Origin of the sequence: Mesorhizobium sp. M0601, assembly GCF_040320845.1 — a bacterium.
In the GTDB taxonomy this organism is placed as follows: Bacteria; Pseudomonadota; Alphaproteobacteria; order Rhizobiales; family Rhizobiaceae; genus Mesorhizobium.
On record NZ_JAMYQK010000015.1, the window covers coordinates 88,286 to 111,412 of the forward strand.

Consider the following 23,127-nt stretch of genomic DNA (forward strand, 5'->3'; position numbering starts at 1 on the left):
GGATATTTCGATGAGCGAGGGACACTCGACCTATACGCCCAAGACCGGCATCGGACGCTGGTTCGATTCGCGCATGCCGCTGCCGCGGCTGGTCTATGACAGCTTCATCGCCTATCCGGTGCCGCGCAACCTGAACTATGCCTGGACCTTCGGCGGCATCCTTGCGCTCATGCTGGCGGCGCAGATCCTGACCGGTATCGTGCTGGCCATGCACTATGCGGCCGACAGCACTCTCGCCTTCGATTCGGTCGAGAAGATCATGCGCGACGTGAATTCGGGCTGGCTGCTGCGCTACCTGCATTCGAACGGCGCGTCGTTCTTCTTCGTCGCCGTCTACATCCATATCTTCCGCGGGCTCTACTACGGCTCCTACAAGGCACCGCGCGAGTTGCTGTGGATACTCGGCTGCATCATCTACCTCTTGATGATGGCGACCGGGTTCATGGGCTACGTGCTGCCCTGGGGCCAGATGAGCTTCTGGGGCGCTACTGTCATCACCGGCTTCTTCACCGCCATCCCGTTGGTCGGCGACTGGATCCAGCAGCTTTTGCTCGGCGGCTTCGCGGTCGACAATCCGACGCTGAACCGCTTCTTTGCGCTGCATTACCTGCTGCCGTTCATGATCGCCGGCGTTGTCGTGCTGCACATCTGGGCGCTTCACGTCGTCGGCCAGAACAATCCGACCGGCATAGAGGTCAAATCGAAGACCGACACGCTCGCCTTCACGCCTTACGCGACCATAAAGGACGGGTTCGGCATGATCGTGTTCCTGTTCGTCTTCGCCTATTTCGTCTTTTATCTGCCGAACTATCTCGGCCATCCGGACAATTACACCGTTGCCAACCCCCTGAAGACGCCGGCCCACATTGTGCCGGAATGGTACTTCCTGCCGTTCTACGCGATCCTGCGCGCTATCACCTTCAATATCGGGCCCATCAACTCCAAGCTCGGCGGCGTGCTCTGCATGTTCGGCGCGATTGTCATGCTGTTCCTAGTGCCGTGGCTCGACACCTCGAAGGTGCGCTCGGCAGTCTACCGGCCCTGGTACAAGCTGTTCTTCTGGCTGTTCGTGGCCGACGCCATCCTGCTCGGCTGGCTGGGCTCGCAGCCGGCCGAGGGCAGCTATGTATTCATGGCGCAGATGGCGACGCTGTTCTACTTCGCCTTCTTCCTGGTAGCGCTGCCGGTGCTCGGGCTGATCGAAAAGCCGCGGCGGCTGCCGAACTCGATCACCGAGGCGGTGCTCGAGAAGAACAAGGGCGGCGGTGGACATCCTGCCGGCGCCACGACCGCGCCGGAAACCAAGGGCTGAGCATGATTCCGAAAAGTGGAAACCGGTACTCGGACAAGGTCATGCTCGAGACGGTGACGGCGCGTCAGAGAATCTCAAGGGGATTTGGCATGAAGAAGATTCTCTCCTCGCTGGCGCTGCTTGGCCTTTTGGCCGCGGGCATGGGTGCCGCAAGCACTGGAGCCAGCGCCCAGGAAGAGGCGCACAATGAGGCGGCGCCGACGCATTTCCCGATACACGAACCGGAGGAAATGGATTGGAGCTTCGCCGGGCCATTCGGCACCTACGACAAGGCCCAGCTGCAGCGCGGGCTGAAGGTCTACAAGGAAGTCTGCTCGGCCTGCCATTCGATGAATTTGGTGGCGTTCCGTACACTGGAGGGCCTTGGCTATTCGGATGCGCAGATCAAGACGCTGGCGGCCGAATATACGATCCATGACGGACCGAACGATGCCGGCGACATGTTCGATCGTCCCGGCAAGCCGTCCGACCATTTCCCGGCGCCGTTCCCCAATGTGGAGGCGGCGGCAGCGGCAAATGGCGGCGCAGCACCGCCCGACATGTCGCTGCTGGCAAAGGCGCGCGGGGTCGAACGCGGCTTCCCGCGCTTCGTCTTCGATATCTTTACCCAGTATGCCCAGGGCGGCCCCGACTACATCCGCTCGCTGCTGACCGGCTACGATCAGCAGCCGCCGGCGGGCATGGTCATACCAGAAGGCACGTACTACAATCCGTACTTCCTGTCCGGCGTGTCGCTGAAGATGCCGAAGCCGCTCTCTGACGGCCAGGTAACCTATGATGACGGCGCGCCGCAGACGGTCGACCAGTATTCGCGTGACGTGTCCGCCTTCCTGATGTGGGCGGCCGAGCCACACCTCGAGGACCGCAAGAAGACCGGCTTTCGCGTACTGGTCTTCCTGCTGCTGTTCGGCGCACTGGTCTACCTGACCAAACGCAAGGTGTGGGCCGGCGTGGCGCACTGAGCCCTGCGATCTACGAGAATGCGAGGGCGTCGAAAGACGCCCTTCTCATTGCAGGCATGTCGATTCATCGCTGCCGGCGCAGAGTGGCCCCTTTGCCGGACAATTTTCCGTCAGGCTCACATGGCGGTAGCCGGACTTAGCTGCACCGGGTTACGATTGGCCCATTCCCTTCACGTCTTCAGCCGAATCTGAAAGGCCCGGAGAGCCGCTTGATGAAATCCTCGCTCGAAGAGACGCTGCTTGCCGCGATCCGCACCATTCCGGATTATCCCAAGCCGGGCATCCTGTTTCGCGACATCACCACGCTGCTCGGCAATGCGCGGGCCTTCCGCCGCGCCATCGACGAACTGGTGCATCCCTATGCCGGCCTCAAGATCGACAAGATCGCCGGCATCGAGGCGCGCGGCTTCATCCTCGGCGGCGCCATCGCCCACCAGCTCTCGGCCGGCTTCGTGCCGATCCGCAAGAAGGGCAAGTTGCCTTCCGAGACGGTGCGCGTCGCCTACAGCCTGGAATACGGGCTGGACGAGATGGAGATGCACAAAGACGGTGTTTCTCCAGGCGAGAAGGTAATCCTCGTCGACGATTTGATCGCCACCGGCGGCACGGCCGAGGCGGCCGTCAAGCTATTGCGGCAGATCGGCGCCGACATCCTCGCCGCCTGCTTCGTCATCGACCTGCCGGACCTTGGCGGCCGCGAGAGGTTAGAGGCGCTCGGCGTACCGGTGAGGACGCTGATCGGGTTTGAGGGGCATTGAGCGTTTCTTCCTTCTCCCCTTCTTGTGGAGTAGGGAAGAACTCCGGTCACTCCACCTTCACCAGCACGGCACTTTCGAATTCGATGACCTTGTCGCCGGTCGAATCGAAGGCCTCCGAGCGGAGCGTCAGCAGCCGCCAGCCCGGTCGCGAGGCGATGGGGCGATGGGCCAGCGCGGTGCGGGTGAAAGTCACGGTTTCCCCGGCATAGACAGGTTTGGGCCATTTGAGGTTCTTGAAGCCGGGCGAGGGGCCGAATTCCGGCACCGGCCCGGGACCGGGCCAGCGGGCGACCTCTGCCTCTATGCCAGCCTGGAGGTTCAATTTCATCCAGGTGGCGGCGGTGTGCCAGCCCGAGGCGCAGAGCCCGCCGAATATGCTGTTCCTCGCCGCCTCTTCGTCGATATGGAATATCTGCGGGTCGTATTTGCGGGCGAACGCCTTGATCGCCTCCGGTTCGAATCGATGTGAACCGAGCGTGACGGTGATACCGATGCAGAAGAATTCGTCGAGGCTCACGCACTGCCCTCGCGGGTGAGGAACATGACGGTGTTTTCGAGCTCGAAAACACCTTCGCCGCGCTGGTTGAACAACTCGCTGCGCATGGTCACCAGGCCAAGGCGGGGTTTCGATCTGGACAGTCGCTTGGCAAGGACGGTGGTGCTGCCGGTCAACAGGTCGCCGGCCAGGACCGGCCGTTTCCATTTGACCTGGTCGACGCCCGGCGCGCCCTGGGAGGTCGAGTCGAGCAGGAAGGCATCGCACAGCATGCGCATGAACACGGCGCAGGTGTGCCAGCCTGAAGCCGCCAGCCCGCCGAGGATGCTGGCCTTGCCCGCGGCCTCGTCGAGATGCATCGGCTGGGCATCGAACTCGTTGGCGAATTCTATGATTTCGGCGGCGCTTACCAACTTGGTGCCAAGGTCGAGCGAAGCGCCCTCGACAAAATCCTCATAAGCCCAGGTCTTTGCGGTCATGGTCTGGAAATCCTGTTCAGGATTGTACGATCGCTACGGGTCCGGGTCCCGGATGCAGGCAGGGCGGCATTTGGTCAAGCAATTTCTATTGCGCCAGCCCGTTGCGACCAAGCCGCAGCGCGGTATTGACGACCCTATAGCCAGCCGCGGCGGCGGAAATACCAGAAAGGCAGGATTGCCGAAAGCACCATCATGCCGATGGCGAAGGGATAGCCAAAGTGCCATTTGAGCTCAGGGATGATGTCGAAATTCATGCCGTAGATCGAAGCGACAAGCGTCGGCGGCAGGAAGATGACAGCGGCGACGGAGAAGATCTTGATGATGGCGTTCTGCTCGATCGAGATCATGCCGAGCGTCGCGTCGAGCAGGAAGCTGATCTTCTGCGACAGGAACGTGGCGTGGTCGGCGAGCGACAGCACGTCGCGCGACAAGGTCTTGATGCGAGCGCGGGTATCCTTGCTCATCCTGCTTTGCGTGGAGGCATGGGCGAGAAAGCCGGCAAGGCGCTGCAGCGAGATCAGGCTGTCGCGGATCGAGGAGGCGAGGTCCTCCTTGCGGCCAATGCCTTTCAACAGCTCCTGGAAGTCGCGGTTGCGCTTGGAAACCTTGGTCGAGCGTGCCTCGAAGATGTCGCGCGAGATCGCCTCCACGTCGCGGCCGGCGCGCTCCAGAATGTCGGCGAGGCGGTCGACGATCGCCTCCAGCAGTCCGATCAGGATGGTGTCGCCGCTGGTGCAGCCGGTCGCCACCTTCTCGGCGCGCAGCGGAAAGGTCTTGAACGCCTTCGGCTCGTGGTAACGCACGGTGATCAGCCTGCTTCCGGCGAGCACGAAGGTGACCGGCGACATCAAGGGATCGTTCACCTCGGTCTGCGCAGGCAGAATGGCGGTCATGAAGTAGGCGCCGTCCTCGACGTAGAGACGGCTCGAGATCTCGATCTCCTCCATCTCTTCCCGCGTCGGAACGGCGATGCCGAGCCAGGTCTCGATTGTCGTCTCTTCCTCCTTTGTCGGGTTGAAGAGGTCGACCCAGACGACAGTGTCGCTGTTTTGCACGAGATCGTCGACCAGGCGCAGGCGATCATTGTCGACGACGAAGGCCTTGATCATCGCCGGGTCTCCCTTGCTGTTGCCAAAGAGCGTTCGTTTGGAGGGGGCGCGTCAGTCACATCGCACGGACACGGGCAGGCGAGGCGCGAGGCCGGTGCAGAGGCCCCTTAGACCCCGCACGATGGCCCGTCAAGCAGCGCAAGAGCCACTGCGACGCCCTGCTTTGAAGTTTGTCATCGAGCGACGGCAATGGTGACCATTGGGCTCCCTCGCCGGCTCAGGTGTTGAACTTGAACAGCATGATGTCGCCGTCCTGGACGACATACTCCTTGCCTTCGTCGCGCGCCTTGCCGGCCTCCTTGGCCGCGACTTCGCCGCCCAGCCTGACGAAGTCCTCATAGGCGATGGTCTGGGCGCGGATGAAGCCGCGCTCGAAATCGGTGTGGATGACGCCTGCCGCCTGCGGCGCCTTGGCGCCCTTGTGCACGGTCCAGGCGCGTGTCTCCTTGGGGCCAACGGTGAAGTAGGTGATGAGCTGGAGCAGCTCGTAGCCGGCGCGGATGACCTTGTTCAGGCCGGGTTCGTCCAGACCGAGCGTTGCCAGGAATTCCATTTCCTCTTCGTCCGAGAGCTGGGCGACCTCGGCCTCGATCGCCGCGGAAATCACAACGGTGCGGGCACCTTGCGCGGCGGCCATCTTCTCGACCGCCCTGGTATGCGCGTTGCCGGTGGCGGCATCGGCTTCCGCGACGTTGCAGACGTAAAGCACCGGGTGTGAGGTCAAGAGATTCAGCCCCTGCAGGATGCGTAGATCCTCAGCCGAGATGCCGTTGAGCAGGATGCGGGCGGGCTTGCCGGCCTGCAGCAGTTCAAGCGCCGCTTCCATCATCGGAAGTGCGGTCGCTGCTTCCTTGTCCTTGCCGGCGGCACGCTTGCGGATCTGCACGATGCGGCGCTCAAGGCTGTCGAGGTCGGCAAGCATCAATTCGGTTTCGACGGTCTCGGCATCAGCGACAGGATCGATGCGGCCCTCGACATGGGTGACGTCGTCATCCTCGAAGCAGCGCAGCACATGGACGATGGCGTCGACCTCACGGATGTTGGCGAGGAATTGGTTGCCAAGCCCTTCGCCTTTGGAGGCGCCACGCACCAGGCCGGCAATGTCGACGAACGAGATGCGGGTCGGGATGATCTCCTTCGACTTGCCGATCGCGGCGATCTTCTGCAGGCGCGGGTCGGGCACCGCCACCTCGCCGGTATTCGGTTCGATGGTGCAGAACGGATAATTGGCGGCCTGCGCCGCCGCCGTCCTAGTCAACGCATTGAAGAGCGTCGACTTGCCGACATTGGGCAAGCCAACGATGCCGCATTTGAAACCCATTTTTGTCTGGTCCTATCGGGAAATCGAAATTTGATCAGGGCTATGGGCGAAAGCGCCGATGATCGTCAAGGCGCAATTCAGACGCTGCGCGATGTCATCGGTGCCTATCGCCAACGAATGAACGCCGGACCTGTTCAGTATTTGCAGAAGATGCCAGAACGCGTCGACCTCAGCGGTTCCGAAATCGATGGTCAGTTGCCCGTCGAGCAATTGCGCACTGTGAATGACGTTTCCGACGGTCTCCGATGTTTCACGCTCGCCATCGATATCGAACCAGCCGCGAAACCATTCGTCGAAGAGATCGCCGTCGAGCTCATTTATAGGGAATTTAAAATGAATCTCATCCCACCTGAAAGGTGAGATGAGGACATCCATTCCACCCATCCCGGCGTGAATATCCGGAGAGAATTTCACATAGGAATCGCAGTTGATGAATTGCGGATTTGGCTGTCCGTCATTGCCGACGAAATCAACCGCGATGAGATTTCGATAGAAGGAATCGACGTTCGAAAACTTGATCTCGGTTGCATGCGACCCTTGGCCGTTGCGAGCAAGTTCGCCGGCAGCGGCGACGAAATAATCAACATACTTCTGTCTGATGAGACGGACCAGTTCCTGAACGTCATCCATATCCATGGCTCAGTCCTTGCCGCCAAAAAGCTTCTTCAGCATAGCCGCCATCGGGCCGGTTTCGGGCAGCTTGGCCGCCGGCTGTTGCGGCCGCGCCTGGCGGACGTGGCTTTGTGCTCTTGGCGCCTTGGGCGGCGGGCGATCGTCGTCGCCCGTCGGCGTGAGCTTGTCGCGCAAGGCCAGCGTCACGCGGTTCATGAAGGAATTGTCGTCGCCCTTAGCAAGCAATCCGGCACCATCGGCGATTGCGTCGAGCAGCACGTCCAGCCATTCGCGATCGGCCTTGGCGAAATCGCCGAGCACATGGCCATGCACCATTTCCTTGACGCCGGGGTGGCCGACGCCGATGCGCACACGGCGAAAATCCTTGCCGACGTGCTGGTCGAGCGAGCGGATACCGTTGTGGCCGCCGGAACCGCCACCGACCTTGACCCGCACCTTGCCGGCGGCAAGGTCGATCTCGTCATAGAAGACGGTCAGTGCCGAAGGGCCGAGCTTGTAGAAGCGCAGGGCTTCGCCGACCGCCTGGCCGGACAGGTTCATGAAGGTCTGCGGCTTGATCAGGATCACCTTTTCGCCGGCAAGCGTGCCTTCGGCAATCAGACCCTGGAATTTCTTCGACCAGGGCGAAAAGGAATGGCGGCGGGCGATCGCGTCCGCCGCCATGAAGCCGACATTGTGCCGGTTGTTGGCGTATTTCGCGCCCGGATTGCCGAGGCCTGCAAAGACAAGCATCGTCGCCTCCGGGCGGGAAGGGGTTACTTCTCTTCGGCGGCAGGAGCCGCTTCGGGCGCAGCCGCTTCAGTCGTCTCTTCCGCGGCCTCCGGCTTCATCGCCGAGGAGCCGGCAATGGTCGCGATGGTGAAGTCGCGGTCGGAGATCACCGGCTTGACGCCGGCCGGCAAGGTGACGGCCGAAATGTGGATCGAATCGCCGATATCGGTACCGGTGAGATCGACGGTGATGAAATCCGGGATCGCATTGGCCGGGCAGTGGAACTCGACCTCGTGGCGCACGATGTTGAGCACGCCGCCGCGTTTGATGCCGGGCGACTTGTCTTCATTGATGAAGTGCACGGGCACATCGACGTTGACTTCGGTATCCTTGCCGATGCGCAGGAAATCGACATGGACAGGGAAATCCTTGACCGGGTCGAGCTGAAAATCCTTGGGCAGAACCTGGATCTTGTTGCCGTCGACATCGATCGTGGCGACCGTGGTCAGAAACCCGCCGCCATGGATCTTGTAGTAGATGTCCTTGTAGGTCAGCGCAATCGCCAGGGGAGGCTGCTTGTCGCCGTAAATCACTGCAGGCACTTTACCGTTGCGGCGAACTGCACGGGCGGACCCCTTACCGACCTGTTCGCGCGCTTCGGCCTTGAGCTCGTAAGTATCGTGGCTCATGGCATTTCCTTTCGCGTTGTTCTGGAGCGTTCGCGGCCGGCAACGTGCCGGGGCCGTAAACGTCGAAAGCCGATATAGCTAACGCATGACTGGTCCGAAAACCGGAATCCACTTTTCGGGATCATGCGGGAAGGCGGCCTTCCGCCGCGTTGCCTCCAAGGGTGTCTACGCGGGTGGCGGCTCTATAGCGGAAGGCGGCGCGAGGTGCAAGCGGGCGGCCCGTCAGGCCGGAAGTAGCAATGCCGAAAGCGATGCTGCAACGTACAGCCCAACCCCGAAAGACAGATGGGCCATAAGGCTGCGCAGGCGCGCAGTGCGCGGGTTGGGAACTTTCGAAGCCGCGATGCCGATCCCAAAAGCCGGTTGCATCACGAAGAACGGGCGACGATGGTGCAGACGCCGACCAACAGGGCCGGAAGCACTGTCGGGTGCCGTGCCCAGTCGAGGCCCCACACTCCAATCAGCGCTGCGGCAAATACGATGCCGGTCGCGTAATGCGCACTCCATCCAATGGCGGTATCCAATGGCGGTTTCGCCGCGAACGCGGGCAGCTTGTGCGATATTCGCATGTGCAAACGTCCATGTGGAAAGTGCCCGATCCAGCGGCCGACCCAGGCGTAATCAAGCGGTGGAATCGCGAACATTCGCTTCAGAAACCATCCCCAGAGGTCCATCAGGGCTGTCGCGCCGATTCCAACGACGGCCGCACGAACAACGAACTCCAACATTTTGGCATCTCTTGTTTCACCCGTTGTCGCCTATTGTCGTGGAGTCCAGTGCGTTCTTTCGCCCGACGCCTTGGCAATCCTCAGGGCACGAGGCTGGGCCCCGCGCCGGTTCGAAGGCGGCTTCCCCGACTGGGTGGCTGCAGGCCTGGGGGTAGAGGCCGTGAATTACGAAAGCGGTTAACGGCCGCCAAAATCGGTGTCGCCGCCCAAGCCCGAACACAAATGGAAAGGGGAACCGCGGCGGGTGGAAAGGGGAACCGCGGCGGGGCAATGCCCACGGCGGGTGGACGGCGCGCGCCGGCAGCATGGAAGGGAGCCGATGAACACCTATTCGGAAACAAGCGGTGGAAGCGGCGTTGCGGAAAGAGGAGGTTTCCAGCGAGTGGCGAGAACGGTGCGATAAAGAGTTTCGCTCTACCTTCTATGGCTTCCGCTCGACCAGCATGTAGCCGATCCCACGAACTGTCTGAATGCTGGCCGATGCATCCGGCCCGAGCTTCGCACGCAGATAGCGAATGTATACCTCCACGATCTTCGTCCCGGGTTCGAAGCTGTATGACCAGACATTGTTGAGGATGCGCTCGCGGCTAACCACTTTCCCCGCGTTGAGCATGAGAAAATGCAGAAGGTCGAATTCACGTCGGGTAAGGCTGATTTCCCGGTCGCCGTCCGCAAAACGACGAGCGCTCGTGTCGAGATTGAGGCGGCTCACTCGAAGCAATTGTCGATCCACTGCACCCTGACGGCGTCGGCGCAGCGCGTCAATCCTGGCCACCAGTTCATCAAACGCAAACGGTTTCGTCAGGTAATCGTCGGCACCGCCCTTGAGCCCATCTACGCGATCCTGAATTGTCTCCTTCGCGGTCAGCATCAGGATGAGAACCGGCCACTGCTCCAATCGCACGATCCGGCACAGCTCAAGGCCGTCCAGGTAGGGAAGCAGACGGTCCAGGATCACGAGATCGAATGGATCCGTACGAATAATGGCTAGTCCCTCGCGACCGTCCTCCGCGACACTCACGTGGAAGCCTTCGGCCTCCAACCCCCGGCGGAGAAAGTCGGAGACACGCCGGTCGTCTTCAACGATCAGGATTCGAATCATGGGTGCGATGTACCAGCGGCAGTCTGATTCTGAGGAGGGTTCCCGAAGGCTCAATTCCTTCAAGGCCGATTGTGCCATTGTGCCCGTCTATAATCTCCTTGGCGATCGCGAGGCCAACACCAAGGCCGTCGGCTGCGGACCTCCCGCCGACACGCCCGCGATAATATCGGTCAAACACGAACGGGAGATCGTTGGCATCGATCCCTGAACCGTTGTCGCGGATGGCGATCTCAAGCATTCCATGACGCTCAGCCATCTCGACTGCTATTGTCTGATACGGCTTTGAGTACTTTATGGCGTTGTCGAAGCCGATCAGCAGCGCTTGCTTTAGGCGCTGGGCGTCACCCCGAATGAGGCAATGGTCTGGGTTGAGCGACAGGTCAACGGATATCTGCTTGGGACCTGCGAGTACGGAAGCCTCCTGAACGGCCGCCTTCACAACCTCACCGGTGTCGATGTTGCGCAAGGAGAACCTGAAATTTTCAGCTTCGGAGCGGGCGAATGCCAGAAGGTCCCCCAGGTTGCGAGCCATATCTTCAGCGCAATTGCGGATTCGGCTCAGAGCTTCGCGGTAAGATCGAACACGCGGTTGGCCGCGGAGGGCAACGTCGGCCTCTCCGCGGAGAATCGTCAACGGCGTGCGGAGTTCGTGGCTTGCCTCCGCAAAAAATTGTGTGCGTCGGCTATCGATCGCTCTCAGTTGCTCATTGGCTTTCCGCAGTTCACGGGTGCGCAACTGAACCTCCGCCTCCAAGCGGTCCTGTACCGAAATCAGAGCAGCACGTTCGATCTCGAGAGCCTCGGCCATGCTGTTGAAACTTCGCGAGAGGGAAGCGAACTCGTCGCGTCCGGTCGCGGAAACGCGATGGTCGAGCTTGCCTGCAGCGATGGCTTTGGCGCTTTCGTTCAGTTCACGCACAGGTGTGGCGATTGATCGTCGCAGGACCAGGCCGAACCCCAGACTGCCCAGCATGAGCAACGCAGCGAAGCCGCCGGTCAGCAGCAGCAGCCGCCATTGTGCGCCACGGACGCCGGCGAGTTCCTCTCCAACCTCCCTGCGCTCATCGTGCAAAGCGGCTTCAATCATTTCTTCAAGATCGTTCTCTAATCGGTGCTCCACATCGTTGCGGAAGGCGTCTACGATGCCCTTTGGATCCCCCTTTGTTCGCTGGCTGAACAGTCGCTGGGCGGCCCGATCGATCGCCTCAAACAGCGCCTTGACGCGACCGACGAATCTGAGTTCAGCCTCCTCCTGGCGTCTATCGCTCCAATATCCGAGAGCACCGAGTTCCTCGCGAGTGGCGCCCTCCAGCTTGTAGAATCCGGATTTCACTGCTTCTCGCGCCGCTTCGAAATCCGGCATTTGCTCGGGCCCAAGCAGCAAGACTTCAGCGAGTTGCTCGGTGTAATTGTTGGCTTGCCCATTGAGTTCGGCGAGCGCCTCGAACCGCCCGTGGACGCTGTCGATTCGGCGGACGAATTCCTCTGTCAGCTGGAGTGTTGCGAATGCCAGTCCTGAAATCAGTCCGACAAGGGCGAGAATGACGATTTGAAATAGGAAGATGCGGCCTCGAACGGTCATGCGGTAATCCTGCCGGCGATCGGATAATGCCTCTCACCAAATTCTAACCGGAGCCCTCCCAAGCGTCTAATCGGAACCTCCTAAGTTCGAGCGGAGGGTGTGCGACGCCCTCATCGCCACGTTGGCGGCGAACTAGACGAGGTTTCGGTTGGCACAAGTAGATTTTCGGACCGACAGTGACGCCACCCTTCGGGAAAGGACACCGCCGGTGCTCTGGCCGATATGGCGAGCCGCACTGATCGGAACCTGTGTATCCCTGTGTGTGGCCATCATTGAATTCGGCCTCTCCGCGCTCCCGTCCGACGCCCGGCGAGCGCTCGAGATCCTGCTTGTCGCGATCATCGGGTGGACCCTGACGCCGTTCGACGACACCTTCGTTGCGATCGCCGCCGGGCTGGCAATGGCGCTGCTGGTCAACCGTGATCCAGGCGCGCTGTTTCATGCGCTCGGCGATGAGTTGATCTGGCTATTGCTTGCCTCCTTCATGTTGGCGGCCACCTTCAAGGCGAGTGGGGTCGCAGATCGCGTTCTCGGCCTCGTGACGGGGCGCATGCGATCGGTTCGCGCAATCGCCTATTCCTTGACGGCCGTCATGATCGCCACAGCCTTCGTCATTCCGTCGACCTCAGGTCGCGCAGCTTTGATGATCCCCGCCTTTCAGGCGATCGCGGGACGCTGTGGAAGCGCCCGGTTGCGAAGGGCCTTCGCGCTGCTGTTCCCCACTGTTATCCTGCTCTCGGCCATTGCATCGCCCGTCGGCGCCGGTGCCCATCTGCTGGCGATCGAAATGGTCGGCCGCCTCTCGGGTGTGAAAGTAAGCTATCTGGAATGGATCGCTTTCGGCCTGCCGTTTGCGGCCGTAAGCACCTTCCTTTCGGTCGAATGCCTGCTCCGGCTTTTCCTGTCGCCGGTCGAACGGCGGATGACCCTTTTGCAGCCAACGACGGTGACTAGTGGCGGTGCCGGATTGGCACGGCAGCCGATACTCTGGATCGCCGGCGGGGTTGTCATCGCGTGGCTGACCGAACCTGTCCACGGACTTGATGCCACCGTTGTCGCTCTTGGCGGCGCTCTCTTGGCCACACTTCCTAGAGTAGGCTCCGTGGCGTTTGGCGATGCAATCAAGAGTGCGGAGTGGAAGCTGCTCTTGTTTCTGGCGGCGACGATCTGCTTGGCAGACGGCCTGACGGCATCAGACCTCAATCGGTGGTTGATCGAGACGACTGTCGATCCGCTGCGCGGCACCGGCTTGGGCCCGTTGGCGCTTATCTCCTTATTAGCCTTGCTTGGGCTTTTCAGTCATCTCGTGATCCACAGTCGCACGGCGCGTGTCTCGGTGCTGCTGCCCCCGGCGCTGATGCTCGCATCGACAGCGCGGCTCGACCCTCTCCTGGCAATGTTTGTCCTCGTCTCGGCGACCGGCTTTTGCCAAACCCTCGCGATCTGCGCGAAACCGGTGGCGCTTTTCGCGGGGGTCGACGAGGAAGGCTACGGCCCGAAAGACCTCGCCTTGCTCAGCTCAATCCTGCTGCCGATGCAGTTCATCCTCATCGTCGTGTTCGCGGTCGCCGTGTGGCCAGCCACCGGAGCCCTGCTCAACACGCTCCATCTGCAACTTGTTGGAGAGCCGTAGAATGTCGAAAAAGAAAGGATTGACGAAACGAAGACGGCTTCGAGTATTGGTCGCACCCTCCGGCTTTAAGGAGAGCCTCGGCGTTCGTGATGTCATCGCTGCATTGGCGCGCGGCGTTCGCAATGCCGTTCCGACAGCAAAGATCCTGGGCCTTCCAATGGTGGATGGCGGCGAGGATTTTACGCGGACCCTTGTTGAATTGTCTGATGGCGAGCTGCATTCCGTCACAGTGACGGGACCGGTGGGACAACCCGTGGCGGCCAATGTCGGTTTTCTCGGGCGAAGAAAGAAACGGACAGCAGTTCTGGAAATCGCGGCGGCTGCCGGGCTCCGGCTCGTCCCCACGGACATGCGTGACCCGACCCGCACTACAAGTTATGGGGTTGGTGAGTTGATTCGTTTTGCGCTCGATCTTGGCGCGGAAAGAATTCTGATCGGCTGCGGTGACTCGGGTGTCAACGATGCAGGAACCGGCATGGCCCAAGCATTAGGCGTGCGTCTGCTCGACGGCGGCGGCCGTCCCATTTCGGGGAGCGGCTCGGCCCTCTCATCGCTAGCTCGTGTCGATCTTTCCAGTCGTGATCATCGCCTTTCGAATGTTCGTATCGACGTCGCGGTAAATCCCTACAACATGCTGCTCGGCGAGAGAGGCGTCGCCCGGGTGTTCGGCCCGCAAAAGGGTGCAACACCTGACCAGGTGGTTTTGCTCGAGCAAGGCATGGAAAATGTCGCTCACGTCGTTCGCCGCGACCTCGGCGTCGACGTGACGTCGCTTGTCGGCGGAGGAGCTTCCGGGGGACTCGGCGCCGGACTTCACGCCTTTGCTGGGGCCCGGCTGCATCCGCGCTTCGACCTGATCCTGCGGTATATGGATCTCGATCATCGGCTGTCAAACGCCGACATCGTCATGACAGCCGAGGGTGGCCTGGATGGTCAGACGAGCTTTGGAAAGATACCAGCCGAGATTGCCCGGCGCGCGAAACGTCACAATCTGCCTGTCATCGCCTTGGCCGGAACGATCGGAGCAGGTGCAGAGGCGACCCACGACATCGGCATCGATGCCTTCTTCAGCATTCTGTGCCGACCGTGTTCCCTCGAAGACGCGATCCGTGACGCCGACACGCTGCTGGCGAACGCTGCCGAGCAGGCATTCCGGCTGATGCGGGCGACGCGTGCTTTCAAGTTCAGATGACGGAGCGTGTCAGCCAATGGCCGCGATGTCGCTACGCGGCGGCCCTGACCGGCTCGAAGTCTATGTCGAGAACCGAATTTCGCGCTGCCCGGTGGGCGGGGAAGCCGAAGTCCAACCCAAACTTCACCCGATCGTGGTCCCCGCCTTGAGCTTCCTCGCCTCCTTCATGTTGGGAAGAAAAACCGTCAGCAGCCCGAGTAGCGGCAAATACGAGCAGACCTGGAAGACGAAATCGATGCCTTTCATGTCGGCGACGACGCCAAGCACGGCGGCCGCGATGCCGCCCATGCCGAAGGCGAAGCCGAAAAAGATGCCGGCGATCATGCCGACGCGGCCGGGCACCAGTTCCTGGGCAAAGACGACGATGTTCGAGAAGGCCGAGGACAGGATCAGGCCGATCAGCACGGTGAGAACCATCGTCCACTCGAAATTGGCATAGGGCAGGGCCAGCGTGAAGGGCAGCACGCCGACGATCGAGAACCAGATCATCGCCTTCTGCCCGTAGCGGTCGCCGAACGGGCCGCCGAGCAGGATGCCAAGGGCCGAGGCGCCGAGGAACAGGAACAGCATGACTTGCGACATCTGCACCGAAACGCCGAATTTATGGATGGCATAGAAGGTGTAGTAGCTGGACAGGCTGGCGATGTAGGCGTTCTTGGTCAATACCAGCAAGGTCAGCACCGCCAGCGCGCCCAGGACCTTGCGGCGCGGGAAAGGCGAAACGAAGCCTGCCGCCTTGCGGGTGCCCTGTGCGGCGCGCAGGCGGCTGTACCAGCCGCCAACCTGCCACAGCACGATGATGCCGATCAGCGAGCCGCCGGCAAACCAGGCGATGCTGGTCTGGCCGAAGGGCACGACGATGAATGCTGCCAGCAGCGGCCCCATCGCCTGGCCGAAATTGCCGCCGACCTGGAACAGCGACTGCGCAAGACCGAACCGGCCACCGGAGGCGAAGCGGGCGATGCGTGAGGATTCCGGGTGGAAGATCGCTGAGCCGATGCCGATCAGCGAGGCGCCGATGAGGAGCAGCGAGTAATGTCCGGCATAGGCCAGCACGACCAGCCCGATCAGCGAAGAAGCCATGCCGTAGGGCAGCGAATAAGGCATCGGCCGCTTGTCGGTAATCATGCCGATCACCGGCTGCAGCAAGGATGCCGTCACCTGGAAGGTAAAAGTCAAAAGGCCGATCTGCCAGAAATCGAGACCGTAATTGTCCTTCAGCAGCGGATAGATCGCCGACAGCAGCGACTGCATGATATCGTTGATGCAATGGCAGAAGCTCACCGCCAGGATGACGGTGAAGGCCGTCGCCTGAGCTGAAATGTGGCTGGCCGCTGCCGGCTTGGCGTCGGCGGTTGCTGTGGTATCGGTCAAGGCAGGCTCCGTGGTCTTTTTGGCGGGCGCTCCCGCAGGCGGTCTTATAGGGCGCAGCCTTATACGTTGCTTGTCACGCGACTTCTTTCGTGGTTTGGTCCAATAGTTTCGCAAGTGGGCCATAGCTGATGCCGCATGGCAGGGAAATGTTCAGAGCGGGCGACACCGATCTCGGGCTGTTGCATGAGCGTCGCTGGCAATGGCTGGAGCAGGCCGTAGGGCCGGCAGTGGCGCTGCCGACCGAATATCCGGACGGCTACCATGTGCCACCGCACCATCATAGCCGCAGCCAGTTGCTGCACGCGCTGGTCGGTGTCGTGCTGGTGAAGACGCGGCATGGGCGCTGGATGGTGCCTCCGGACCACGCGATGTGGATCCCCGCCGGCACCGAACATTCCGTCGAGATGCTGGGCGACGTCAGCATGCGGTCCGTCTATGTGATGCCGGAGGCCATTCCCGGCCTGCCGGACGGGTTGCGTGTCGTCGGCATCACCGACCTGATGCACAGCCTGATCGTGGAATCGGAAAAGCTGCCGCAAGGCGCCGAGCTGAAGGGGCGGGGTGGACTGATCATGAAGCTCCTGCTGCACGAAATCCCGAACCTGCCGGAACGGCCGCTCGGCCTTCCGTTCCCGTCCGATGCAAGGTTGGCGACGCTGTGCCGGCGCTTCGTGTCGGCACCGTCACCGCATGCGACGATCGACGAGTGGGCTGCTATCGTCGGCATGAGCCGCCGCTCTTTCACCCGCGCGTTCCACCGCCAGACCGGATTGTCGCTGTCGACCTGGCGTCAGCAGGCCTGTCTGTTCGCGGCGCTGCCACGGCTGGCCGACGGCGAGCCGATCACGAGGGTGGCGCTCGATCTCGGCTATGACAGCGTGCCGGCGTTCATCACCATGTTCAAGCGCATGCTGGGAGCCTCGCCACGCGGTTACATGCGGGGCGCCCGTGATGCTGGCGAAGGTGTGCGACGAACAAGTGGTCCGGCTCGGCCTGAGGCGCAGCCCTGAAGGGCGTCGCGTTCGACCGGCCTCATGCGACGCGCTTTGGGTTCTTGTTGTATGCATGTCGTTATCGCAAAACCGCTGCACAGTTTTGCGCGACACGCATTAATCGAACAGGCTCGACACCGATTCCTCGGTCGCCGTGCGCGAGATCGCCTCGCCCATCAGTTCGGCGATGGAGATGACGCGGATATTGGCGGCGTCCAGCACTGCCTGGGTCGGCTGGATGGAATCGGTGATGACCAGTTCCTGCAGTTTCGAGGCGCCGATGCGGGCGATGGCGCCGCCGGACAAAACGCCATGGGTAGTATAGGCGGTCACACTGGTGGCGCCATCGGCAAGCAGCGCATCGGCCGCATTGCACAGCGTGCCGCCCGAATCGATGATGTCGTCGATCAACAGGCAATCCTTGCCGCGCACGTCACCGATGACGTTCATGACTTCCGATTCGCCGGGGCGCTCGCGGCGCTTGTCGACGATGGCAAGCTGGGCGTCGATGCGCTTGGCGAGCGCGCGGGCGCGGACCACGCCGCCGACATCCGGCGACACCACCATGACATTGGCAAGCTGCTTGTATTTCGCCTTTACGTCGCGGGCCATGACCGGCACGGAAAACAGATTGTCGGTCGGGATGTCGAAGAAGCCTTGAATCTGGCCGGCATGGAGATCCAGGGTCAGCACCCGGTTGACGCCCGCCCTGGTGATCATGTTGGCGACCAGCTTGGCCGAGATCGGTGTGCGGCCCGAGGCACGGCGATCCTGCCTGGCATAGCCGAAATAAGGAATAACCGCAGTGATGCGCTTGGCCGAAGAGCGCATGAAGGCGTCGATCATGATGAGCAGTTCCATCAAATGATCGTTGGTCGGGAACGAGGTGGACTGCAGGATGAAGACGTCCTCGCCGCGCACATTCTCCTGGATCTCGACGAAGATTTCCTGGTCGGCGAAGCGCCTGACGCTGGCCTTGCCCAGCGGAATGTTGAGGTAGCGGGCGACTGATTCGGCCAGCACCCTGTTGGAATTGCCCGCGAAGAGCTTCATGCACCGTTCCTGGCGAAGGATTGAGAGACTCCGATAGCACTCCAGCCTCTTAGTCGGGCTTTTAGCGGCCCGCGCCGGTATTGCAAGCGTCGTGAATGGGAATCCGCCGGCTAATCTCAATAAACGCTTACGGCTTGACGATGCGGCGATAGGTCCACTTCGACGCCGACGGAATCGGCATAGCTCTATCTTTCAGTCTGAGTATGATCTTTTCCGAAAACCGGATTTCACTTTCGGAATTATGCTCCAGGTCAGCCGGCGCCGCCGCCAAGCCAGGTGGCGAACTGGTCGATTGTCTGGTCGGCAATTGCCTGCATGGTCGCAGGCGCGACCGCCGTCCAGCCTTCGCCGCCGCCAACAGACGGCGCCTTCTGCTGGCCGTTGATGCGATGCAGCCGGTTGCCGGCCGGGTCATAGATGTCCCAGACATAGATGACGGTAGTGTCCTTGCCTTCCGTCATGGTCGAGAAATAGCCCTTGAGCACATGTGTTGGGGTCTGGTCGGTGCTGCCGGCCAAGGTGATGCCGCGCTGCCTGGCGCGTGTCTGAAGCTCGGCGGTCAGCGGTGTCGCGGCTTCTACCGAGGCGCCGACGATCGGCGCCACCTGCAGCCGGGTCCGCGCAATGGCAGCCGCGCTTTTGGCGGGCGGCACGGCTGCTGCAGCGGAAGGCTGCGCCGTATCTGCAGTTTGCGCGGTGCCGGCAGGCTGAGCCGGAGTTGCGGGGGGCGTCGCGGCACCTCCGGCTCCGGAGAGGGATTGCGTCGATTGCGGGGCAATGGCCGAGGGTTCGAGAACGTCCTTCGCATTGGTGCAGGCCGCCAGTGCCAGCGCCACGAGCAATGACACGGTCGTCACATGCGATCGTCTCATTAGCCTGAAAACTCCTTGGCGACGAACGCCCCTCACACTCTCTCCATTATGGATTCACTGCACGATCAAGTCGAGATCATGGCGGGACAGCGGCTTCGGCTGGGATTCGGTGGTCAGATAGGTGCGGCCAAGCGTCATCGCGGTTTCGGTTTCGGAGTCCATGATGATCATATGGGCGAACAGCGTCATGTTCGGCGCAATCGGTTCGGGATTACCCTGATAGAACATCGGCATATCCATCCAGGACGGGGTGAAGCGGGCGCCGAGCGAATAGCCGCAGGCATTGAGCCGGTGCTTGGTCAAGTTGTGGGCTTCGAGGGTGCGGGCATGGGCGTCGAACACGTCGCCGAACGTATTGCCGGGCGTCATCGCCTTCTCGACTGCAAGTAGCGCGGCGCGGGCGGCATCGAACAATTCCTGGTGGCGTTTCGATACCTTGCCGGTCAACACCGTGCGCATCATTGCCGCATGGTAGTGGTGGAAGACACCGGCCCATTCGAGCGTCAGCTGGTCGTTCTTGGTGAGCTTGCGGCGACCGGCCTTGTAGCGGCAAAGCAGGGCGTCGACTCCGGAGCCGATGATGAACTCGTTGGCCGGATAATCGCCGCCGCCGGCAAAGATCGCACCTTGCATGGCGGCGAGGATCAGCGCCTCATCGCCACCCTGCTTGATCAGCGGCAGTGCTGCGTCCAGCGCGTCGTCGGCCAGATTTGCGGCTTTTTCCGCCTTGGCGATTTCTGCCGGGCTCTTGAATAGCCGTAGCCGGCTGACAATGCCGGAGGCATCCGCGATCTGCCCGAAGGTCTGCAACTGCTCGTCGAGGCGCCGGCCATTATAGGCGGTCAGGCCGTGGGTGTCGTATTCGACGCCGATCCGGGCGCCGAGCAGGTCAAGCTCGTTGAGCAGATTGCGCAGATCTACCGCCGGATTGGCGCCGTTGCGGTCCGTCCACAAAACGATGTTGTCGATGATCGAGGTGTGGCGCGCCTGGCGCAAGTCGGCCGAACGCGTCAGCAGCACCATCGAGCCGTCGGCCTTGACCACCAGGCACTGGAAAAAGCAGAAGCCGAAGGTGTCGTAGCCGGTTAGCCAATACATGCTTTCCTGGGCAAACAGCAGGACGGCGTCGAGCTTCTTTTCGGCGATCTCGATCATCAGTCGATCGCGCCGCGCGTCGAATTCCGAGCGTTCGAAATGCAGCGCCATCAGTCAGCCTCCAAAACGATTGCCGAAACCTGCCGCCCGTAGTCGGGCTCGTTGCGATGCGTGCTGCGCCGATAGGAGTAGAAAAGCTCTTCCTCGGCATAGGTGCAGCGGCCAAGTCCTTCGGCATTGACGCCAGCCCTGGTCAGCCGGTCGACCGTGTAGCGGTTGAGATCGAACATCGCGTGTCCGGCATTTGCGGAGGGCGCGAAATAGCGGGCACTGCCGGCATCGGCGTCGACGAAACGGGCGACGAATTCCGGTCCGACTTCGTAATTCCGTGGGCCGATCGAAGGACCGAGCACTGCGACGATGCGGTCGCGCCGGGCGCCGAGGCTTTCCATTGCCGCGATGGTGTTTTCCAGCACTCCGGTGAAAGCGCCTTTCCAGCCGGCATGGGCGGCGCCGATAATGCGCGCCTCGGCGTCGGCGAAGAGGACCGGTCCGCAGTCGGCGGTCGAGGCACCGACGGCAATGCCCGGCCGGTCGGTGACAATGGCGTCGGCCTTGGGCCGCTCGCCGGCAAAAGGCTCCCTGGCAATGACGACGTCCGGCGAATGAACTTGGTGAGCGGTCAGCAGATGGTTTGCAGGCACGCCCATCCATTCGGCGACCCGGCGGCGATTCTCGCGCACCAGCGTCTGGTCGTCGTTCGAGCCGGTGCCGATGTTGAGGCCCCGGTAGATGCCGCTGGAAATGCCGCCGACGCGCGTGAAGTAGCCGTGGCGGATGCCTTGCGCCGTTTCCAGCAAGGGCGACCGAACGGGATCCGGTTTGGTCTGATTCAGCATGGCGGCTTTGTTGTCCGTATGGGCGATTTCGTCAAGCGAGTTGAAGGGCGCAGTTGAAGGCTGGTCAGTTTAAGGCTGGCGCAGTTGATGTCGGCCGCTAGTCGGAGATGGGAGAGTGGGAGAGGCGGCAGCGAAAAGTCAATCCATGCTTGGAAACGGCGGAACGGCAATGCCGGCGGGGAGGACGGCAAGCACCTTGAAGAGTTCGCCCATGGCCAGCGGGCCGGCGAGGCGCTCGACGTCGGCCGCGATCTTTTCGCGAGCTGCCTCATCGGCATTGGCGCCGAGCCGGCCAGCTCGTTCGAGAAGCCCCATCTTGAGCAGGAATTCACCTTGCGTTGAGAGGTGGGCATCGAGGCTGTGTGCCCGAACGGTTGCCGCGAGGGCAGCGAAATCGACATGGGCTGTGAGATCGGCCCGCCCCGGATTGGCCAGCACGTCCTCATGACGGTGCTTGCGCAAGGCCTGCAAGGTGTCGCCGATCCCGGGCTGGAGGTGACCGTAGTCGAGAAACAGGCCGGCGCCGCCAAATCCGGCAAGTCGCCCGGCGATGGCCGCCATCAGGGCGGCGCGGGCTGGCGCCACCTCGACGATCGCACCTTCCGGCGCATTCTCGGCACCCTCCGGCAGCAGCATCGGGTCGAGCGAGCCGGCGCCGACGAAAAAGCGCAGCCGGTTCGCATCGTCGAGACCGATCATCCGCTCGCGCCAGCCGGCTCCGGCGCGGACGAACTGGCGGATGGGCACCGCGTCAAACAGCTCATTACCAACAATCAGAAGCGGCGCCTGCGGTAGTGTGTCCACGGCCTCATGCCAGGCGACGGTGGCCGACGTCCCGGCAAGCGTTCGTTTCTGGACCTCGGTCAACCGCGGACTGGTCTCGATCAAGGCGAACGATGCGCTGGCGGTAAGCGTCGGATCGAGCCGCGAAAGCGTGCGCAGCATATCTCTCATCAGCGTGCCGCGGCCGGGGCCTATTTCGGCGATGGCGACCGGCGTCGGCCGGTCGATCGCCAGCCACGCCTGGTAGAGCCAGATGGCGACCAGTTCGCCAAACATCTGGCTGATCTCCGGCGCGGTGACGAAGTCGCCGGCGGCGCCGAACGGCTCGCGTGTCGTATAGTAGCCGTCCAGCGGATCGAACAGGCAGAGCGCCATGTATTCGCTGATGGGGATCGGTCCCACCGCACCGATCAGCTCGGCGATGCGGGTCTTCAGCCGCGTCATGCCGGCTGCGGTTTTGTCACCGGCTTGGCTGTAGCCATCGCCCAGATGCCGGCCAGCACCATCGGCAGTGACAGCACCATTCCCATGGTCAGCCAGCTCGTGCCAAGGAGGTAGCCAAGCTGCTGGTCGGGCTCGCGAAAGAATTCGACGAAGATGCGCGAGGCGCCATAGCCGGCGATGAAGGCGCCGCCGACGAAGCGCGGCGTCTTCAGCTTGAGCCGCGAATGGGTGAGGAAGCGCAGGATAAGGAACAACACCAGCCCTTCGAGCAGCGCCTCGTAGATCTGGCTCGGATGGCGTGCAAATGGACCGCCATTGGGGAATTCGAATGCCCATGGAACGTCGGTCGGCCGGCCCCATAGTTCGGAATTGATGAAGTTTGCCAGGCGAACGAGGCCAAGCCCCACCGGCACGCCGGCGGCAACCACGTCGAACAGCGACCATGTGCGGATGCCGCGAGACCGGGAAAACAGCGTCATTGCGACAATGACGCCGATCAGACCGCCATGAAACGACATGCCGCCCTGCCAGACGGCGACGATATCGAGCGGATTGGCGATGTAGCGCGGCAGGTCGTAGAACAGCACGTAGCCGGTGCGTCCGCCGAGCACCACACCGATGGCTGCCCAGACGATGAAGTCGTCGAGGTCGACGGGCTTCATCGGCAGGGTGCCGTCGGGCCACAGTTTTGGGTTGGTGACGAGGCGCTTGGCATACCACCAGGCGAACAGAATGCCGACGATGTAGCCGACGCCGTACCAATGCACCGCCAGCGGTCCGATCCGGACGATGACCGGGTCGATGTTGGGAAAGGGCAGGGCGGCCAGCGGCAGCAAATATTCGCTCAACAGGGTCTCCGGGTTCCCAATCAGGTTCGGGCGCGGACCATGCGGCAGGCTTTTGGCGGG

The 23,127-nt window shown here is 62.0% G+C and carries 22 protein-coding genes and 1 pseudogene; 6 read left to right on the forward strand and 17 right to left on the reverse strand.

Features of this window, described 5'->3' with window-relative positions; genetic code table 11:
* Positions 1-10 precede the first annotated feature (10 nt).
* The 3 genes from NKI41_RS16155 (at position 11) to NKI41_RS16165 (ending at position 3,032) form a co-directional block, all read left to right on the forward strand.
* Positions 11-1,312, forward strand: coding sequence for a cytochrome b (locus tag NKI41_RS16155; protein ID WP_352541008.1), 1,302 nt, complete (start codon positions 11-13; stop codon positions 1,310-1,312).
* Positions 1,313-1,401: 89 nt separating this feature from the next.
* The gene (locus NKI41_RS16160) at positions 1,402-2,274 is read left to right on the forward strand and encodes a cytochrome c1 (protein ID WP_352683925.1); all 873 of its coding nucleotides are present in this window, start codon (positions 1,402-1,404) and stop codon (positions 2,272-2,274) included.
* Positions 2,275-2,486: 212 nt separating this feature from the next.
* Positions 2,487-3,032 (forward strand): adenine phosphoribosyltransferase, encoded by a 546-nt coding sequence (locus tag NKI41_RS16165; protein ID WP_352469734.1) that lies wholly within the window; start codon positions 2,487-2,489, stop codon positions 3,030-3,032.
* Positions 3,033-3,078: 46 nt separating this feature from the next.
* Here the strand turns inward: NKI41_RS16165 and NKI41_RS16170 are convergent, their stop codons facing one another.
* The 10 genes and pseudogenes from NKI41_RS16170 to NKI41_RS16215 form a co-directional block, all read right to left on the reverse strand.
* Positions 3,079-3,549, reverse strand: coding sequence for a MaoC family dehydratase (locus tag NKI41_RS16170; RefSeq protein WP_352541010.1), 471 nt, complete (start codon positions 3,547-3,549; stop codon positions 3,079-3,081).
* Positions 3,546-4,007, reverse strand: coding sequence for a MaoC family dehydratase (locus tag NKI41_RS16175; protein ID WP_352469736.1), 462 nt, complete (start codon positions 4,005-4,007; stop codon positions 3,546-3,548). The genes NKI41_RS16170 and NKI41_RS16175 overlap by 4 nt, the downstream gene beginning before the upstream one ends.
* Positions 4,008-4,141: 134 nt before the next feature.
* Positions 4,142-5,116 carry a magnesium/cobalt transporter CorA gene (gene corA, locus NKI41_RS16180; protein ID WP_352469737.1) on the reverse strand — a complete coding sequence of 325 codons (975 nt, stop codon included), beginning with the start codon at positions 5,114-5,116 and terminating at the stop codon, positions 4,142-4,144.
* Between the two features lie 217 nt (positions 5,117-5,333).
* On the reverse strand, positions 5,334-6,437 hold the full coding sequence (ychF, locus tag NKI41_RS16185; RefSeq protein ID WP_352469740.1) for a redox-regulated ATPase YchF: 1,104 nt from the start codon (positions 6,435-6,437) through the stop codon (positions 5,334-5,336).
* A 12-nt stretch (positions 6,438-6,449) separates the two neighbouring features.
* Complete coding sequence (locus NKI41_RS16190; protein WP_352683926.1) at positions 6,450-7,073, reverse strand: hypothetical protein; 624 nt, start codon at positions 7,071-7,073, stop codon at positions 6,450-6,452.
* A gap of 3 nt (positions 7,074-7,076) precedes the next feature.
* Complete coding sequence (gene pth / locus NKI41_RS16195; RefSeq protein WP_352469742.1) at positions 7,077-7,802, reverse strand: aminoacyl-tRNA hydrolase; 726 nt, start codon at positions 7,800-7,802, stop codon at positions 7,077-7,079.
* Positions 7,803-7,825: 23 nt separating this feature from the next.
* The gene (locus NKI41_RS16200) at positions 7,826-8,470 is read right to left on the reverse strand and encodes a 50S ribosomal protein L25/general stress protein Ctc (RefSeq protein WP_352469743.1); all 645 of its coding nucleotides are present in this window, start codon (positions 8,468-8,470) and stop codon (positions 7,826-7,828) included.
* 222 nt (positions 8,471-8,692) lie between these two features.
* A pseudogene (locus NKI41_RS16205) lies at positions 8,693-9,198 on the reverse strand (DUF2938 domain-containing protein).
* Positions 9,199-9,619: 421 nt separating this feature from the next.
* Complete coding sequence (locus tag NKI41_RS16210; RefSeq protein WP_352450507.1) at positions 9,620-10,300, reverse strand: response regulator transcription factor; 681 nt, start codon at positions 10,298-10,300, stop codon at positions 9,620-9,622.
* Positions 10,278-11,882, reverse strand: a complete 1,605-nt coding sequence (locus NKI41_RS16215; protein ID WP_352469745.1) for a sensor histidine kinase — start codon at positions 11,880-11,882, stop codon at positions 10,278-10,280. The genes NKI41_RS16210 and NKI41_RS16215 overlap by 23 nt, the downstream gene beginning before the upstream one ends.
* A 262-nt stretch (positions 11,883-12,144) precedes the next feature.
* On the opposite strand from NKI41_RS16215, the gene NKI41_RS16220 reads away from it, so the two are divergent.
* Both NKI41_RS16220 and NKI41_RS16225 read left to right on the forward strand, forming a co-directional pair.
* On the forward strand, positions 12,145-13,515 hold the full coding sequence (locus NKI41_RS16220) for an SLC13 family permease (protein WP_352683928.1): 1,371 nt from the start codon (positions 12,145-12,147) through the stop codon (positions 13,513-13,515).
* A gap of 1 nt (position 13,516) precedes the next feature.
* Positions 13,517-14,707 (forward strand): glycerate kinase family protein, encoded by a 1,191-nt coding sequence (locus NKI41_RS16225; protein WP_352469747.1) that lies wholly within the window; start codon positions 13,517-13,519, stop codon positions 14,705-14,707.
* A 123-nt stretch (positions 14,708-14,830) separates the two neighbouring features.
* Here NKI41_RS16225 and NKI41_RS16230 read toward each other — a convergent pair whose 3' ends face one another.
* Positions 14,831-16,081: an MFS transporter gene (locus NKI41_RS16230; protein ID WP_352469748.1), complete on the reverse strand. Its 1,251-nt coding sequence runs from the start codon at positions 16,079-16,081 to the stop codon at positions 14,831-14,833.
* A 128-nt stretch (positions 16,082-16,209) separates the two neighbouring features.
* On the opposite strand from NKI41_RS16230, the gene NKI41_RS16235 reads away from it, so the two are divergent.
* Positions 16,210-17,091 carry an AraC family transcriptional regulator gene (locus tag NKI41_RS16235; protein WP_352469749.1) on the forward strand — a complete coding sequence of 294 codons (882 nt, stop codon included), beginning with the start codon at positions 16,210-16,212 and terminating at the stop codon, positions 17,089-17,091.
* A 99-nt stretch (positions 17,092-17,190) separates the two neighbouring features.
* On the opposite strand, the gene NKI41_RS16240 is transcribed toward NKI41_RS16235, so the two are convergent.
* The 6 genes from NKI41_RS16240 to lgt form a co-directional block, all read right to left on the reverse strand.
* The gene (locus tag NKI41_RS16240) at positions 17,191-18,126 is read right to left on the reverse strand and encodes a ribose-phosphate pyrophosphokinase (protein WP_023678427.1); all 936 of its coding nucleotides are present in this window, start codon (positions 18,124-18,126) and stop codon (positions 17,191-17,193) included.
* A gap of 251 nt (positions 18,127-18,377) precedes the next feature.
* Positions 18,378-18,998 (reverse strand): hypothetical protein, encoded by a 621-nt coding sequence (locus NKI41_RS16245; protein WP_023678426.1) that lies wholly within the window; start codon positions 18,996-18,998, stop codon positions 18,378-18,380.
* Between the two features lie 54 nt (positions 18,999-19,052).
* Positions 19,053-20,204, reverse strand: a complete 1,152-nt coding sequence (locus tag NKI41_RS16250; RefSeq protein ID WP_023678425.1) for a M24 family metallopeptidase — start codon at positions 20,202-20,204, stop codon at positions 19,053-19,055.
* On the reverse strand, positions 20,204-20,992 hold the full coding sequence (gene pgeF, locus NKI41_RS16255; RefSeq protein WP_352683930.1) for a peptidoglycan editing factor PgeF: 789 nt from the start codon (positions 20,990-20,992) through the stop codon (positions 20,204-20,206). The genes NKI41_RS16250 and pgeF overlap by 1 nt, the downstream gene beginning before the upstream one ends.
* A 138-nt stretch (positions 20,993-21,130) precedes the next feature.
* On the reverse strand, positions 21,131-22,219 hold the full coding sequence (locus NKI41_RS16260) for a class I SAM-dependent methyltransferase (protein ID WP_352541016.1): 1,089 nt from the start codon (positions 22,217-22,219) through the stop codon (positions 21,131-21,133).
* A complete protein-coding gene (gene lgt / locus NKI41_RS16265; RefSeq protein WP_352541017.1) occupies positions 22,216-23,067 on the reverse strand; it encodes a prolipoprotein diacylglyceryl transferase in 852 nt (283 codons plus the stop codon). Before lgt ends, NKI41_RS16260 begins: the two co-directional genes overlap by 4 nt.
* Positions 23,068-23,127 lie beyond the last annotated feature (60 nt).